Annotated in this window: 18 protein-coding genes; 2 read left to right on the top strand and 16 right to left on the bottom strand. The window is 65.9% G+C overall.

From position 1 onward, the window contains the following. Nucleotides 1-182 precede the first annotated feature (182 nt). The 16 genes from QRN51_RS08655 to QRN51_RS08580 form a co-directional block, all read right to left on the bottom strand. The gene (locus tag QRN51_RS08655) at nucleotides 183-1,355 is read right to left on the bottom strand and encodes a flagellar hook protein FlgE (RefSeq protein WP_284989485.1); all 1,173 of its coding nucleotides are present in this window, start codon (nucleotides 1,353-1,355) and stop codon (nucleotides 183-185) included. Nucleotides 1,356-1,394: 39 nt separating this feature from the next. After that, entirely contained in the window at nucleotides 1,395-1,820 is a 426-nt protein-coding gene (locus QRN51_RS08650) for a flagellar hook assembly protein FlgD (protein ID WP_284989484.1), read from the bottom strand. A 16-nt stretch (nucleotides 1,821-1,836) separates the two neighbouring features. Further along, on the bottom strand, nucleotides 1,837-3,279 hold the full coding sequence (locus QRN51_RS08645) for a flagellar hook-length control protein FliK (RefSeq protein ID WP_284989483.1): 1,443 nt from the start codon (nucleotides 3,277-3,279) through the stop codon (nucleotides 1,837-1,839). Beyond that, nucleotides 3,279-3,965, bottom strand: a complete 687-nt coding sequence (locus tag QRN51_RS08640; protein ID WP_284989730.1) for a C40 family peptidase — start codon at nucleotides 3,963-3,965, stop codon at nucleotides 3,279-3,281. The genes QRN51_RS08645 and QRN51_RS08640 overlap by 1 nt, the downstream gene beginning before the upstream one ends. A gap of 2 nt (nucleotides 3,966-3,967) precedes the next feature. Further along, nucleotides 3,968-4,393, bottom strand: a complete 426-nt coding sequence (locus QRN51_RS08635) for a flagellar FliJ family protein (protein ID WP_284989482.1) — start codon at nucleotides 4,391-4,393, stop codon at nucleotides 3,968-3,970. Further along, entirely contained in the window at nucleotides 4,390-5,721 is a 1,332-nt protein-coding gene (locus tag QRN51_RS08630; protein WP_284989481.1) for a FliI/YscN family ATPase, read from the bottom strand. Before QRN51_RS08630 ends, QRN51_RS08635 begins: the two co-directional genes overlap by 4 nt. After that, nucleotides 5,718-6,332 (bottom strand): FliH/SctL family protein, encoded by a 615-nt coding sequence (locus tag QRN51_RS08625; RefSeq protein WP_284989480.1) that lies wholly within the window; start codon nucleotides 6,330-6,332, stop codon nucleotides 5,718-5,720. The genes QRN51_RS08630 and QRN51_RS08625 overlap by 4 nt, the downstream gene beginning before the upstream one ends. Then, on the bottom strand, nucleotides 6,322-7,350 hold the full coding sequence (gene fliG, locus QRN51_RS08620; protein WP_284989479.1) for a flagellar motor switch protein FliG: 1,029 nt from the start codon (nucleotides 7,348-7,350) through the stop codon (nucleotides 6,322-6,324). Before fliG ends, QRN51_RS08625 begins: the two co-directional genes overlap by 11 nt. Then, on the bottom strand, nucleotides 7,347-8,966 hold the full coding sequence (gene fliF / locus QRN51_RS08615) for a flagellar basal-body MS-ring/collar protein FliF (RefSeq protein WP_284989478.1): 1,620 nt from the start codon (nucleotides 8,964-8,966) through the stop codon (nucleotides 7,347-7,349). Before fliF ends, fliG begins: the two co-directional genes overlap by 4 nt. Beyond that, nucleotides 8,966-9,307 (bottom strand): flagellar hook-basal body complex protein FliE, encoded by a 342-nt coding sequence (fliE, locus tag QRN51_RS08610; protein ID WP_059388251.1) that lies wholly within the window; start codon nucleotides 9,305-9,307, stop codon nucleotides 8,966-8,968. The genes fliF and fliE overlap by 1 nt, the downstream gene beginning before the upstream one ends. Continuing rightward, nucleotides 9,307-9,699 (bottom strand): flagellar basal body rod protein FlgC, encoded by a 393-nt coding sequence (locus tag QRN51_RS08605; RefSeq protein WP_059388252.1) that lies wholly within the window; start codon nucleotides 9,697-9,699, stop codon nucleotides 9,307-9,309. Before QRN51_RS08605 ends, fliE begins: the two co-directional genes overlap by 1 nt. Continuing rightward, the gene (locus QRN51_RS08600) at nucleotides 9,699-10,040 is read right to left on the bottom strand and encodes a flagellar basal body rod protein FlgB (protein ID WP_284989477.1); all 342 of its coding nucleotides are present in this window, start codon (nucleotides 10,038-10,040) and stop codon (nucleotides 9,699-9,701) included. Before QRN51_RS08600 ends, QRN51_RS08605 begins: the two co-directional genes overlap by 1 nt. Before the next feature lie 134 nt (nucleotides 10,041-10,174). Then, the gene (locus QRN51_RS08595) at nucleotides 10,175-10,471 is read right to left on the bottom strand and encodes a hypothetical protein (RefSeq protein ID WP_284989476.1); all 297 of its coding nucleotides are present in this window, start codon (nucleotides 10,469-10,471) and stop codon (nucleotides 10,175-10,177) included. Next, the gene (gene fliS / locus QRN51_RS08590) at nucleotides 10,461-10,901 is read right to left on the bottom strand and encodes a flagellar export chaperone FliS (protein WP_284989475.1); all 441 of its coding nucleotides are present in this window, start codon (nucleotides 10,899-10,901) and stop codon (nucleotides 10,461-10,463) included. Before fliS ends, QRN51_RS08595 begins: the two co-directional genes overlap by 11 nt. A gap of 12 nt (nucleotides 10,902-10,913) precedes the next feature. Beyond that, a complete protein-coding gene (fliD, locus tag QRN51_RS08585; protein WP_284989474.1) occupies nucleotides 10,914-12,293 on the bottom strand; it encodes a flagellar filament capping protein FliD in 1,380 nt (459 codons plus the stop codon). A 117-nt stretch (nucleotides 12,294-12,410) separates the two neighbouring features. After that, nucleotides 12,411-13,277, bottom strand: a complete 867-nt coding sequence (locus QRN51_RS08580) for a flagellin N-terminal helical domain-containing protein (protein WP_284989473.1) — start codon at nucleotides 13,275-13,277, stop codon at nucleotides 12,411-12,413. A gap of 300 nt (nucleotides 13,278-13,577) precedes the next feature. On the opposite strand from QRN51_RS08580, the gene QRN51_RS08575 reads away from it, so the two are divergent. Next, a complete protein-coding gene (locus QRN51_RS08575; RefSeq protein WP_284989472.1) occupies nucleotides 13,578-14,078 on the top strand; it encodes a flagellar protein FlgN in 501 nt (166 codons plus the stop codon). Nucleotides 14,079-14,154: 76 nt separating this feature from the next. Further along, nucleotides 14,155-15,594: a flagellar hook-associated protein FlgK gene (gene flgK / locus QRN51_RS08570; protein ID WP_284989471.1), complete on the top strand. Its 1,440-nt coding sequence runs from the start codon at nucleotides 14,155-14,157 to the stop codon at nucleotides 15,592-15,594.

The raw sequence follows: 15,594 nt of genomic DNA, 5'->3' as shown, positions 1-15,594 counted from the left end.
TCCATCCGGGTGGATGTAGACCTTGGTCCGACGAAGCGTCGGGCTCGCGCACAGCCGTCTTAGCCGGTCCATCACATGCGTAAACACGCGATGCGACCTAGGAGACAGGCCCTCGTCCGGATGCATACGTAAACCGAGATCGTCCTCCCAGAAACTAGGAGACAAGCATGTTTTCCGGGATTTTAGTGCTTCAGGTTCGTCAGCTCCTGCAGGACCTCGTCCGACGTCGTGATGATGCGGGCGTTCGCCTGGAAGCCGCGCTGGGCAACGATCAGGTTGGTGAATTCCTGGGAGAGGTCAACGTTGGACATCTCAAGGGCCCCGGCAGTCAGGGTGCCGAGTCCGGCGTCGCCCGGGGCGCCCAACTGGCCTGCGCCGGAGTTGGCGGTAGCCACATACGTGGAGCTACCGGATTTCTCGAGGCCGCCGGGGTTGGTGAAACGGGCAAGGGCCACGCGGGCCAGAACCTGCTTGCTGCCATTGCTGAACGAGCCGATGAGTGAGCCGTCGCCGCCGAGGGTGAATGACTCCAGCTTGCCTGCCTCGGATCCGTTCTGGCTGGCGACCGTGAGTGTGCTCATGGCGGCGAATCCGGTAACAGTGGACATGTCCACCGAGATGCCGCCGACGGTCATGGCACCGCCCGAGGTCAGCGCACCGTTCGCGAACGTGAGCGTCGAGTTCCCCGTGGCGCCGTTGGCGTCGGCCCCGGCCACATCCCAGCCTCCCGCAGAGCGGCTGAACGTCAGAGTCAGGCTGCGGGAGGCGCCGTCGGCGTCGTACACCTTGACCTGGCGCTCCACGCTGGTCCCCACGGCCGCATCGGACGGCAGGTTGCCGTCCAGCGAGGCCTTGGTGGTGGCGACGGCGGCCGACGTCGTATTGGGTGAGAGGGCGATCGGGCCAACGGGACCTCCCAAGTTCACGGCGCCGTTGGCGGCAGACCAGCCCTGCAGGATCCCGCCGTCGGGGCTCACCAGACGGCCGGCCGCGTCCATGTCGAAGGCGCCCGCGCGGGTGTAGAGCTGCTGTCCGGCCTTGCTGGTGATGAAGAACCCGTCGCCGGAGATCATCATGTCAGTGGCCCGCCCGGTGTTCTGCGATGAACCCTGGCTGAAGTTGGTGCTGACTCCCGCCACGCGTACCCCGAGGCCGATCTGGGCGGGGTTGGTGCCACCGGTCTCGGCTTGCGGGGCGCCGGCGCCCTGGGTCATCTGGGAGAGCGTGTCCTGGAACTGCGTGGAGGAGGCCTTGAAGCCGGCCGTGTTCACATTGGCGATGTTGTTTCCCGTGACGTCCAGCATGGCCTGATGGGCACGGAGGCCGGAGATTCCGGAGTACAGCGAACGAAGCATGGTGTTGCCTTTCTTCGGGTGGTTCGAGGGTGTGGAGCGTCAGGCGGTTGGCGTGGCAGCGGCGGTCATCCCGCTGATGGAATCGAGCGGAACGTTCACTCCCCCGACCGCTACCGTGGGGGTTCCGGCCGCGAAGGAAACCGAACTCGCGACGCCGGAGCCCTTTGTCCCGTCGGCGAGCGCATAGCTGACGTTGTGCCCGATGATCTGTGCCGCGGCACTGCGCATCTGGAGCGAAAAACTCTCTTTGGCGTCCGCCGTGAGTTCCGTCATCTTCTCCATCATGGACAGCTGGACGGTCTGGTTCATCATCTGGTTGGTGTCCATGGGAGCGCTCGGGTCCTGGTTCTTCAGCTGAGTCACCAGGAGGGACATGAACATGCTCGAGTCCATGGTCTGCGCGGGTTTGGCTGCGGTGGTTCCGGGCTGGACTCCGTTGCTTGCCGCGATGGCTTGGATGGTCACTATTGGCTCTCCTTCATCAGACGAGAATGTCCAGGCTGCTGGTAATGCTTCGGGGAAGTACGACGGCGGTCCGCGCCTGGCGGAGCGACTCGCCGTCGCTGCCCCGTGGGAAGGCGGGACTTTCGGCCGGGCGCCGGTCACGGGGGTCCGAGCCGCCCGCCCCGGCATCGGCCGGAGCGTTGTGTTCGGACAGGTCGAGGCTCGCGCCGAAGCCCGATTCGCCGAGTCCACGCCGCAGTTCCGGCAGGATGCTGCGTATGGCCTCACGGCCGGCTTCTCCGGGGGCGAACAATTCGATCCGGACCCCTGCGCCTTCGATATGCGCCCGGACAGTCAACGGACCGAGGTCTTCCGGGGAGAGCTTCAGGGTCATCACGTGGGAGCCGGGCGCCGCCGATGCAAGCGAGAACAGCGGTGCGGACACTTGGGACAGCAGCTTCGCCGGGTCTGCCTGGAGAGTGGGCGTTGCCATGCCGGGAGCGGCTGTCGTAGGTGCCTCCTGAAGTGGCGGCGCCGGCTGCCCCACCAACGGAGCTCCCGCCTGAATCCCGGAGGGAAGCGCGGGTGCCGCGGCGACCTGCGTGTCCTGCCCAAGGACCGGTGGCGAGTCCCGCTGCGTCCCGGCTTTCCCAACGGGAAGTACGACGGCGGTGCCCGGCTCGCCTGCTTGGGCTGCGGTCGCGGTGACCCCGGTCTCAAGGCCGGCGGTCAGCGGGTTGATGGGCAGCGAGTTACCGCGGAGCGGGCCGGCGGGTAGCGCGACGGTTGGCTGCGGGCTACTGGGCAGGGCGCCGGGCATCTGGCTGGCATGCGCAGCGGCCGGCAACGGGCTGGCCGGCAACGGGCTGGCCGGGATCGGACCAGGCTGGGTTGGGCTCTGACCAAGGCTCCCGAGCGGCAGCGCAGCCGGCACAGCTGCGCGCACCCCCGTTTCAACCGGCGCCGCCTGGGTGGGGCCCGCGGTCATCCCGACTGTCAGTCTTGCTGCCGCCGACGTGCGTGCAACCGCTGTGGCCGGTACCGCGCTGTCAACCGCACCGTCTTTGGCCGACACAGTAACGCCAGTGCCGCTCGCCTGCGGAGCAGCGTTCCCGGCCGCCGCGAGTCCACCAGCAACAGCAGCGGCGGCGGCCGCATCAACAGCACCCGCCACGCCCGCAACAGCACCCGCCACGCCAGCCGCCTCAACCACACCCACAGCATCAACCCTGTCCTTGGCGACCTTCGACGCTTCCGGTTTGGCGGCTCCGGCGACCGGCACGGAACGGTCGTCGGCAGGCTTTTCCTGGGCGCCGCCGTCGGGGGTCTGTTGTGCGGTCCCGAGCGAGGTCTTCGCGTCGGACGCCAGCACGCCGTTCATCACGTCCTCGAAACCCGCAGCCCCGCCGGACTGCTGCATGGGCGAAGAGCCTGGAACAGCCGGACGCGGAACTGCCGCAACAGAGAGTGGCAACGGCATCACGAGCCTCCCGCGGGGACAATCCGGCGGATCGCAGTCAGATTGGACTGCTGTTCCCACGCATCGCGGATCTGGATGGTCTGGCCGGGAACAGGCGCGTCGATCGCTTTGCCGTTGCCGAGGTAGATGGAAATGTGTTCGCCGCCGAAACTCACCAACAGGTCGCCGGGCTTGGCTTGGGCCAAGGATGCCACGGGAGTGCCTTGCCGCATCTGGTCGCTGACGACGCGCGGCAGATCAACGCCGAGGTCCTTGAAGACGCGCTGCACGAAGCCTGAGCAATCCATGCCCACCGCCGGGTTCGTGCCGCCCCAGACGTAGGGCACGCCCACGTATTTCTTGGCGTCGGCCACCACGGCATCGCCCGTGACAGCGCCGGTGGCCGTGCCTGTACCGGCACTCGAAAGCGCGCCCGCGATGCCGGAGAGGGCGGCACTGCCGCCGAGCCCCAAGGAAGAAGCGAGCTGGTTCACGTCCGGCGTTGCCGATCCCCCGACGGCGGAGCTCAGCGCTTGCGCGAAGGACGCCGAGTCGGTGGAAGTGGCCGCGCCCGCGGCAGTGGAAGCGGTGGTGCTCGCGGCAGTGGAAGCGGTGGTGCTCGCGGCAGTTGCCTGAGGGCGGATGCCTTGGCTGAGTTGCTGCAACATCGACTCGATGCTCTGGATGCGCCCGATGGCCTCGGTCATGCTCACGAGGTGGCCTTCCGGTGCCACGCGGAGGACGCGATCTCATCCAGCACGCCTTGCTCAGCGCGCAGCGCCGAAGCCTCAAATGCGGCGCCGTGCCGGGTTTCGAGCTTCTCGAGTCCTACTGCGCGGCGCTTGGCTTCGGTATATTCCGCGCGGGCCGCGGCGGCTTCAGCCTCGGCACTGGCGGACAAGGCGTCAAGCTCGGCCAACATGCTTTGCGCGGACGCCCGGGCGGCCGCGATGGCCAAAAGAGATGCGGAGCTTCCGGCGCCTCCGGCGGACTCTGCCAGTTCCTCCCGGGCGGTGGCTCGGCGGGATCGCAAGGACGCGGACCGGGAGTTGGCACGGGCCAGTCCACTGGCGGCGGCATCCTGCTGCGTCTGGCGCAAGCGCAACAACCCGGCCAGGGAGAATTGACGGTTCACGCGGCTCCTTCGAGGCTTGCTGAGAGGCGGAAGAGTTCCGGCCAGGACTCGCTGTACGGGGTGGATTCGTCCATGCTTTGCTGCAGGAACCCGTTGATGGCAGCTTCGTGGTCCAGGGCCGCGTCAACCAAGGAATTGCTGCCACGGTGGTAGGCGCCGACGTCGATCAGGTCCTGGGCGCTGCGCCGCGCGGCGAGGACCCTGCGAAGGGATGCCGCGAGCGCCGTGCGATCGGCCGAGTTGACGTTGGAGGCCACACGGGACACCGAGCCAAGGACGTCCACCGAGGGAAAGTGCCCCGTGACGGCGAGCTTCCGGTCCAGGACCACGTGTCCGTCGAGGATCGAGCGGGCGGCGTCGGCGATCGGTTCGTTGTGGTCGTCGCCGTCCACCAGCACTGTGTAGATACCGGTCACGGATCCGGTCTCGGCGGTGCCGGCGCGTTCCAGGAGCCGGGCCAGGACGGAGAAGGTCGACGGCGGGTAGCCGCGGGTAGCGGGCGGCTCACCGGCGGAGAGGCCGATTTCGCGCTGGGCCATGGCCACGCGGGTCAGCGAATCCATCATGAGGACGACGTCCTTGCCGGCTTCGCGGAAGGATTCGGCAATCCGGGTGGCAGTGACGGCGGCGCGCAGGCGCATCAGGGCAGGCTCGTCGGACGTGGCAACGACCACCACGGAACGGGCCAGGCCTTCGGGGCCGAGGTCGTCTTCCAGGAACTCGCGAACTTCACGTCCGCGCTCCCCCACCAAGGCAATGACGGACACTTCGGCATCCGTTCCGCGGGCGATCATGGACAACAGCGAGGACTTGCCGACCCCCGAGCCCGCGAACAGCCCCATGCGCTGGCCTCGGCCAAGAGTGGCCAACGTGTCCAGGACGCGGACGCCGGTCTGGAGCGGAGTGTCCACCCGGGCACGGTGCATGGCCGACGGCGCCTCGTTGTCCAAAGGGACCATAGGACTCGCGGGCAACGGGCCTTTGCCATCGATCGGACGCCCGAGCCCATCGAGTACCCGTCCGAAGAGGCCACGGCCGGTGGGGACCAGGATCGGAGCGCCCTTGGAACGGGCCGGGTCTCCCGCGGCCACTCCGGTCAACCGTCCCAGCGGCATGCAGCGGACGGCGCCACTGACCGAGGCGACCACTTCGGCGTCGAGCCCGGGCGCCTCGCCCACGGTCACCAGGTCCCCCACCGCGCAGTCCAGTCCGGAGACCTCCAGGCCAAGGCCGAGGACGGACGTCACGGTACCCACGCGCTGTGGCGCAGCGGCGGCGAGGGCTGCGCGGAAGCGGCCTGCGTGCGGCCGGTAGTTGATGCCGCTCATGCGTCTTTCCCCAGCAGGGCTGCCTTGGCCCTGTGCACTGCGGTGCTGAGCCGGGCGTCGAGCCAACCCTGCGGATATTCCGCGATCGCGTCGCCCGGGTTCAGGGCGGGATCGGCCTTGAGTTCGACGCCGGCCACGTTCCCGACGTCGACGGCGGACAGCGCGGCCAGGTCCGCCGGGTGGAGGCGGACCGTGGTCACCGCTTGCACGTCTGAAACCGTTGCCAGAGCCCGGGCCAACGCGGCGCGGGCGGTACTATCGCCGGCGTTGAGTTCGTAACCCAGAATGGCTTCCGCAAGCTCCATCGCGCTGGCCGCCAACACGTCCTGCGCTTCCTCCAACACGGCACCGCGGTGCTGCCGGGACACTGCGGCCGCCGCCTCGAGCGCTCGGACAGCTTGCTCCACAGCCAGCTGCCCGGCGTCGAGCATTGCGCGGTGTTCGGCCTCGAATTGTTCGCGAAGGCGGCGCTGTTCCGCGGCTGCAGCCTGGATCCCGGCCGCGTAGCCCGCCGCGTGTCCCTGGGTGTATCCCCGGTCCTCTTTGCGCGACCTCGCGGCCGGTTGGATGTCCGGGAAGACCACCCTCTGGAATTCAGCCTCAGTAGACATAGTCGTCTTCCTCGCCGCGCCGGACCACGATGGCGCCTTCGGCTTCAAGCTCACGGATGGAACGGACAATCTCTGCCCGGGCTTCTTCAACCTGGGAGGCGCGCACCGGCCCGGCGGAAGCCATTTCGGCTTCCAGGATTTCGAGGTTGCGGCCGGACACGTTGGTGCGCACGGCGTCGAGAACCACGGCAGGGGCACCCTTCATGGCGACAGCGAGCACTTCGGCATTGACGCCACGAAGGATCTGCTGGATGTCGCGCCGTTCCAATTTCACGATGTCCACGAAGGTCAGCATCCGGGCGCGCACTTCCGTGGCCAGTTCCGGATCGAGGGTTTCCAGGCCTTCCAGCACGGAACGTTCGGTGTTGACGTCGGAACGGTTGATGATGTCGACGAGGGGCTGGATGCCGCCGACAATCTCGCTCGACTTCCTTTGTGACATGACGGCTCCGGCACGAACCTTGAGCGTCTCGGCCACGATGCCCACGGCCTCCGGCGAAGCCAATCCCATCGTGGCTATGCAACGGGCCACCTCACTACGTTGCACGTCGCCCAGTCCGGCCATGACCGCGGAAGCCTTGCCCGGCCGCAAATGCGCCAGGATCAAGGCGATGGTCTGTGGCATCTCGCCGTCGATGAGGGCCAACAGCTGGCCGGAATCCATCATCTCCAGGAATTCGAAGGACTTCCCGGCCATCGTGGAGGCGAGACGGTCCATGAAACCGGCCGCTTTGTCCGCACCGAAGGACGCTTCCAGGAGCCCGACGGCGAATTCCTGGCCGCCGCGGGCCGTCCGGCGTCCGCTGACCGCAAGGTCGTGGAATTCCGTCATGACGTGGTCTGCCACGGATGAGGAAACGCGGCGCAAGCGTACGATTTCGGCGGCGATGTCCTCGGCCTCGGATTCGGAGAACTGGGTCATGACGGACGCTGCGCTGGTAGGGCTCATCTGCATGAGCACCACCGCCACCTTCTGGGCGCCGGTCAAGCCGCCTACGTCCAACTCCCCCACCCTCATACGGACTGCCTTTCATCCATAAGCCCGCGCAGGTAATCGGCGGTCCGGGCGGGGTTCTCGGCAACCATGGCTTCAATCTGTGCCCGCCGCCGTTCGCCGTCGAGAGCCTCAGCGCCTGGCATCGGCAACGCCGGGACCGGATGAACCGGCGGCAGTTCGATCGCCGAGGTGGCGGGCGGTCCTTCGAGCGCCGGGGTGGAGACCGCTTCAGGCAGCATCTCGTAGTCAAGGCGTTCGCCAAGGTCAACCGGTTCGCGGTGCTGCCGGCGCCGCAGGAGGATCAGCACGAGCACGATCAGCGCTACGACTGCCAGCAGGATGCTGCCCGCGAGAATGAGCGTGTTCATCAAATCCGACTGTTGCTTGGCGTCGGCTTGCGATTTGGCCGCGCCCAGTGCCTGGGCCGCCGCGTCTGCGGCCGAGGTACTGAAGGGCAGCACTTCGACTGTCACCACGTCGCCGCGGGCGGGATCGACGCCGGCCGCGGAAGTGACGAGGGCCTTGACCGAGTTGACGTTGAGTCCGGCCGCCGCCGACTGGTTGATGGCCACCGAGATGGTCTGGCGTTTCACGGCGCCTTGCGGAATGGTGCGGTCTTCGGTGACTTTGTTGACGGCGTTGTTCTTGGTGGTGTCGCTGGAATCGAACGTTCCGTTGCCGTTGGTGCCGCCCGGCACGGCAATGTTGTCCGGGCCAAGGACACCGGAGGCGCCGCCGCCGGTTCCCGTGTACTTCTCGGTCTTGGTGGTCTCGCTGAGCGGAGCGGCATCCTTGGCGGTGGAGAACGTCTCGCTGCGCTGCTGCGCGGACTCGGCGGTCACGTCGGCCGCGACGGCGACGGTGGCGTTGCCCGGTCCCACAACCCTATCGAGTACAGCCTTCACCGAATCGGAGGTGCGCTGTTGGTAGTCGGCGGCTTGCTTGGAGGAGGAGCCCGTGGCTCCGCCTCCCACCGTGGAGAGGACGTTGCCCTGGGAATCCACCACGGTCACGTTCGTTGGCTTCAGGTTTTCGATCGCGGCGGACGTCAAGTGCACGATCGCCTGGACCTTATCGGCGGACAGGGTGATGCCCGGCTGTGTTTCCACGAACACGGATGCCGTCGCGTCCGGAGCCTTGTCAACGAACACCGTTTTGGCCGGAAGGGCCAACTGCACGGCGGCTGTCTTCACGCCGTCCATGGCCTGGATGGTGGTGGCGAGTTCACCCTCGAGCGCGCGTTTGTAGGTAACCGATTGCTGGAATTCGGACGAGGTTACGCCGAGCTTGTCGAGCAGCGAATAGCCGGTGGCCGCGGCCGCCGGAAGACCGGCCGCGGCGGCTTTCAGCCGTTCGTCGTTGACCTTGTCATCGGGGACGAGGATGGTGGAACCGCCGTTGCTGAGCTCGTACGGGACATTGTCCTTGCGCAGCTGCTCCACGATCCCGTTGGCATCCGTGTCCTTCAAACCGGAGAACAACGGCGAGTAGGACGGCTTGCCCAACCATGCTGACAGGGCCACTCCGCCGAGCACCAGGACGGCGATGCCGATGATGGCGATGGTGCGCTGCCCTGCCGTGAACCCCTTGAATCCATCGCCCATCTTGCGGAAGAAGGCGGCAATCTGTGGAGGCATCAGGCCTGCATCCTCATGATCTCGTTGAACGCGTCAACGCCCTTGTTCCGCACTGTGGAGACAAGCTCCATGGTGATCTGGGCGCGGGTGGCAGCGATTGTCGCCTTGTGGATATCGTCAAGGTTGCCCGTTACCGCGGACACGGCCAGCTGGTTCGACGTCGACTGCAGTGACTGGAGGTTGTCCACGGCACCAGTCAGCGCCGTCGCAAAGCCGTTGCCGTCCGAAGTTCCCGCGACTCCGGTTACGTTGCCGGCGCCGCCCAGGTAGCCGGTGCCGGTGACGCCCTGCACGGAAAGTCCCCCGCCGCCTTGAATTGCGCCGATCGGGTCCAAAGCCATCAGGATTTTCCTATCTCAAGCGCTGCCTGGTACGTCTCACGGGCCCGGTCGACCACTTGGGCGTTGGCCTGGTAGCCGCGTTGCGCCACAATCAGGGCACCCATCTGTTCGGCGAGGTCGATGTCCGGGTAACGGACATAGCCTTGGGCATCGGCAAGCGGATGGTCCGGTTGATACACGAGCCTGCCGGTCGCACTGCCTTGCGGAGTGCTCTTGACGTACACGCCGGTTCCATCGCTGCCCTCGGCGGCTTCGATGTAGCGGGCTTGGAACGCCTTGCCGCTGGTGCGGGTGGCGGTATTAATGTTGGCCAGGTTGTCCGAGACTGCATCGAGCCATTTGCGGTGGACAGTCAGGGCGGAGCCGGCAATCCCGATCGCGTCGAAAGTCATCAGCTGGTCCGCAGGGCCGTGCGTAGGGCGGTGAATTGTTCGCCGATGGCACGGGAGGCGAACTGGTAGCGCAGGACGGTGTCTACGTTCGAGAGGGTTTCGGTGTCCAAGTTGACGTTGTTGCCGTTGAGCTGGGTGGGTTCCTGGGACGTAGTGACGGAAGCCGTGGCCTGCCCGTCTCCGGCGCTCACCGAGGCCGCAAGCGCGTCTTCGAACTGGACCCTTTTGGCGTGGTAGTTCGGTGTGTTGATGTTGGCGATGTTGTTGGCGATGGTGCGCTGGCGCAATGAGAGCCCGTCCAGGGCGCTACCAAGGGCAACAGAAGTCACTGACTCGAACACGACGGCCTACCTTCGCGAATAGTATGAAGAGGCCGATCCGTGGCCGTGCATCGAGCAATCCCTGCTCAACTTCCACCATCGGCAAGCATGTGGCATCCGTTAGCCGATGAGGGATTGTTTTCAATACTTTCTCTTCAGCCCTGCACATCCAGGAACAGCGGGCGCGCGGAACTTTGGCTGTCCGGGACCGTGCTGAGCGCGTCCAAGTGGGCGAGGGCGTCGTTGCGGACCTTGCCGAGCATCGCCATCGACTCCAACTGCGCGTCCAGTATCCGGCGTGCTTTGTCCGCCAGCTCCTCAGGCAGCGGCCCGGCCTCGTCCGCGGCGGGCGGATTCCATGCCTCGGGCTCGCCGCCGGAGACGGCCAAGGCGATGTCCGCTTCAAGCCGGTCCAGGATTCCGGACCATGCCTGGACAGCATCAGCCGACACCGAGTGTGCCGTTCGTCCGTGCCGTCCCGGATACCGTCGCCCGGACAGGCAGCTGCGAAGCGGCGTCGTGCCAGCCTTGCCGGAGCGGTTCCAGGAGCACAATGCATTCTTTGGTCCGGTTGACGTCGCGGTAGATGTTTGCGCCGATCATCGCTTCCATCGCGTACTGGTAGATGCTCAGCAGCCCGGATGCCCCGTCCCACACATCGGTCTTCAGGGTGGAGGACAGCTCGGTGACGATCGACTGGGCATGCAACAGGTTCTCGCTTGCGACACCCCAGTTGGCATTCTCCTGGGCGAACTGGGCGCGGTTCAGGTCCAGGAGCAGCCGGTCATAAAGCATCGTGAGGAGCCTGGCGGGCGGAGCCGACAGGACGGCGTCGTCGTTGTACCGGGAAAGCTGGCTGGCGCGGAGGGCTGTGGAGGTCATGCGTTACGCTCCTTACTTCGTCGAGCTCGAGAGGCCGGCAATCTGGCCGGTGAGCCATGATTGCTGGGCGTTGAGTTGGCCAAGGGCAACTTCCATGGCGTTGTACGTCGTTTGCAGGGTCTGCCGCCTGGAGGCCAAACGCTGGTCCCAGTCGGAGATCTGGCTCCCGAGGTCGGTCACTTCGGATTGTTGCCCCTTGATCAGGGCGGTTACCGAACCACTGAACGGATCGGTAGCGCTGGTTGCTGCGTCGGACACGCGGGATGCAATGGTCTGGAGCGCTGCCTGCGTCCCGGCGGGATCCGAAGCCAAGGACGATTGGAGCTTGGCCGCGTCAAACGTGAAGTTTCCATCCCTGGTGACGTTGATTCCGTATTCGGAGGGAGACTTCCCGTTCACGGGCATGGACACGGCGGAGAAGACTTGGTCGTTGACCGAGCGGACGCCGCTGTTGCCGCTGAAGATGCCGCCACTGGCCGCGGAGGCGCCGTTGGCGTCGGTCGTCTGGGTCACGGCGCTGTAAATGGAGACGAAGCCGAGGACGTCATTGACGGCGTTCACCAAATCCCCGGCCTTTTTGGTGATCCCCGCGGAGTCACTGGCAATGTTCACGGTCACCGGTCCGGCAGTGACGGCGGAGGCCGCCACTGACACACCGGGAAGCAAATCAGTGAAGGTGTTGGTTCCGGACGTGATTGTCTGCGCTGCCGGAGTCCCCGCATACAGCGTCGCTTTGGCATCCTGGGCGGCCTTGACGACGGCGGCGGAGGGGTCAGCCATCAGGTCGGTCGCGGTGCCCGCGCTCACTTGCGCTGCCGTGCCCTGGTAGACGCTGTACGCTCCAGCCGCACCTGAAGTGGCCGCGGTCAGTTGAAGGCGACAGGTTCCGTTGCCTGCCGGGACCTTGACGGCCCGGGCCGGGCCGGACGCCGCGTTGATCGCCGTCACGACGTCGTCAAGGGAGGTAGATGCAGGCGTGATCTCAGTCTGTTTTCCCGTGGAGTCGACGAGCGTCAGGTGTGCCGGTGCACCCGAGCCGTCGGTGGGCCAGTTGCTCATGGCCGCGGTGACGTCCACTTGGCTCTGGGCCAGCTGGGTGACGGTGACGTCGATTGAGCCCGCGGTCGCGGAGGTGGTCGCCGTCGCAGTGATCGACGGGGAAGTCGTGGTGGCGCTAAACAGGTTCAAGGCGTTCACGGCCGAGTCGCCGCTTGCGAGGTCTTTCAGTGACGACAGCTTCGAGTTCAGCGATTGAAGCGTCGAAATCATTGTCTGGTCCGACGCAAGCTTCGTCTTCAGAAGTGTCTGCGGTTGTGCTTCCACCGCCATGAGCGAATCAATGATGGAGGTGGTGTTCAAGCCGCTGGCGAGGCCGTCGATCGAGCTTGCCACGTTTGGTCCTTCCGGATGTGTTGGTTACGTCGGCGGGGTCCGGACGCGAATGGCGGCCAGGGGTGTGTTCCCGTCCTGGCCGCCGTTCGCTGATTACCGGTCAGCTACCGGAAGGTCTTAGCGCAGGAGCGAGAGAACGCCCTGGCCGGACTGGTTGGCCTGGGCCAGCATTGCGGTGCCGGCCTGGGACATGATGTTGGCCTTGGTGTACTTGACCATTTCCGAAGCCATGTCCGTGTCCGTGATGCGGGACTCGGCTGCCTGCAGGTTTTCGCCGGAGACCTGGAGGGTCTTCGTGGCGTGCTCCAGACGGTTCTGGGTTGCACCCAGGTCGGCGCGCTGGGCGGAAACGGCCGCGATGGCCGTGTCAACGGCAGCGATGGTCAGCTGGGCGTTGGCGCTCGTGTCCACCTTGAAGCCTGCAGCACCCGCGGCGCCGGAGAGGCCGGTAGCGCCGGTTCCGACGGCGGTCGCGACGTCGCCGAGGTTGACGGCGATCTTGTCGTTGGCGCTGCCGCCGGTGCCGACCTGGATGTTCAGGGACGCGCCGCTGTTTCCAGCCGCACCCTTAAGCAGATCGATGCCGTTGAACTGAGTGGACTGCGTGAGGCGGTCCAGTTCCTTGCCGAGCGAGTCGCCTTCACCCTTGATCGCCGCACGGGAAGCGGTGTTGTTGGTGTCGTTCGAGCCCTGGACAGCGAGGTCACGCATGCGCTGGAGGATCGAGTGGACTTCGGTCAGTGCACCTTCAGTGGTCTGGATGACCGAGATGCCGTCCTGGGCGTTGCGGGCGGCGACTGCCGAGCCGCTGACCTGGGACTTGAGGCCTTCCGAAATTGCCAGGCCTGCTGCGTCGTCAGCTGCACGGTTGATGCGCAGGCCGCTGGAAAGCTTCTCCATCGACTTGGACACGTCGTTCTGCGTGCGGTTGAGGTTGCCGTAAGCGTTGTTCGCCATCAGGTTTGTGTTGATTGCCATGCCCATGATGTATTCCTCCATGATTGGGTCTGCTGGTACTTCCAGGCCGTCCGTGGCCTGTCACTTCTGGTTATCGGAACGGCGGTCCCCTTTGGTTAGCAAAACGCCGCAGGAAAATTTGCCACAGGCCTCAAGATCCGCCGCGCGTCGCTTGACTGGACAAAGCGAATAAATCATGCATAAACAACGCCTAACGCATGGGCCGCGGCAGCCGATAGTTGTTTTCAGCGCGGCGAAGGCACAGGGGAAGTGTTTTCCCGCGGCAACGCACCCGAAAAACCAACCCGGAACTGGAGTTGACCCGACATGGCCATCCATGAACTGTCGGCCCTGCTGTGGCGAGAACGTGAGCTACTGGATCTGCTGACATTCAAGCTGGAGGAAGAGCAACTGCTCCTCACGGCGGGCAAATCCCGTTGGTTGCCGCATGGCACCCGGGAAGTGGAGCAGGTCCTGGGGCACCTGTCCAAGGCAGGGCTTGCAAGGGCGGTGGAAGTGGCGGCCGTGGCAGAGCAATGGGGGTTGCCTGCCGAGTCTTCACTGGGCGAGCTGGTCACAGCGGCCCCGGAAGAGGCCTGGGCTGATGTCCTGTCCGCGCACCTGAACGCGATGCAGCAGCAAACCGCGGCCATCAAGGAGCTGCGTGATTCGAACGAGCAGTTCCTTCGCGCCGCCGTCCGCTCCACCCAGGAAACCATGGCGGACCTGAAACCGGCGGCCGGGACGTACGACTCCCACGGGCGGACCGGTTCCCAAAGCGGGACAGCAGACTCAACCCCGTCCCGCCTTTTCGACCAGCAATTCTGACCGAAACTCATCAAACGTAGACGGACACGCAAAGGCCGGATCACCTCAAGGCCCGGATCACCCAAAGGACACAGCAGTGAGCACATTCGGCGGACTCAATACGGCCTACCTGGGCCTCACCGCGGCGCAGCAGGGCATCAACGTTGCCGGACAGAACATCGCCAACGCCGGCACTGACGGGTACACCAGGCAGCGGATCGAGCAATCCGCCGTCGGCGCACCCGCGCGCACGGGCCTCTTCACGGCGGGTGCCCAGGCCGGTCAGGGCGTGTCGGTGGACGGAATCGCCCGCCTGGGCAACAGCTTCCTCGATGCCGGGGTTCGCTCCAGCGCGGCCCAGGCCGGTTACGCCGGCTATCGGTCCACCCAACTCCAGCAACTCGAAGGCTCGCTGAACGAGCCCGGGCCCGCCGGAATATCGACGGCGTTGCAGACCTTCTGGTCCTCGTGGCAGGGAGTCTCCAACCACCCAGGCGAAGCAGCCCCGGCCGGCGTGCTGCTGCAAGCCGGCACCACCGTTGCCAATGCGGTGTCGGCGGGATACAAGGCCTTGGATTCCCAGTGGACCCGGATACGAGGAGAAGCCCAAAGTACCGTCGCAACCCTGAACGATGCCGCAGCCCAGGTGGCCGGCTTCAACGCGACGATCCGTTCCGTCACAGCCTCGGGCGGCTCAGCCAACGAGATCATCGATGCCCGAAACAAGGTGGTTGAAACCATTGCTTCCTTGGCTGGCGGAACTGTCCGGGACAACGCCGACGGCACGGTGGATGTCTTCGTGGGCGGCAACGCCATCGTCTCGGGCACGTCGCACCGCGAGCTCACGCTGGGCGGCCAGGCGAGCATGGGCGCACCGGGCTCGACATTGGCGCTGGGAGGACCCGTCCAGTTGGAATGGGCCGATCGCCCCGGTGTGGCGGTTTCCCTCGACGGCGGAAAACTCGCCGGCGCCGTCTCCCTCCTTGCCCCCGCCACGGCGGGAGGCTCGGGAGGGGCCATCTCCGAGGCCGCCGCTTCCTACAACGCCTTCGCCACCAAACTCATGAACGACGTCAACGCCGTGCACCGCACCGGGCAGTCCACCACCGGCACCTCAAATCTCGATTTCTTCGCAACCACCCCTGGCGCCCCGGCGGCCCTGTCCCTCAGCGTTGTCCCGACGAGCGCCGCGGGAATCGCCACCGGCAGCCCCGGCTCCGGCGCCCTCGATGGCAAAATCGCCGACGCCGTTGCCCAAATCGGCACCGGGCAAGGATCCCCTGATGCCTTGTGGTCCGGAATCGTCACAGGGATCGGCACGGCGTCCCAATCGGCACAGCAGCATCAGCAGCTCGCCGATGCGGCGAGCACAGCCGCCGTCGGGCAGCGTTCCTCCGGTGCGTCCGTCAGCCTCGACGAGGAGAACATCAGCCTCCTGAGCAACCAGCACGCCTACCAGGCGGCTGCCCGGGCCATGACGGCCGTGGATGAAGCCCTCGACGTCCTGATCAACCACACCGGATTGGTGGGAAGGTAA

Source organism: Arthrobacter sp. efr-133-TYG-120 (assembly GCF_030209785.1).
Taxonomy (GTDB): Bacteria; Actinomycetota; Actinomycetes; order Actinomycetales; family Micrococcaceae; genus Arthrobacter.
Note: the sequence above shows the minus strand (reverse complement) of the source record. Positions and strands in the feature narration are given on the sequence as shown.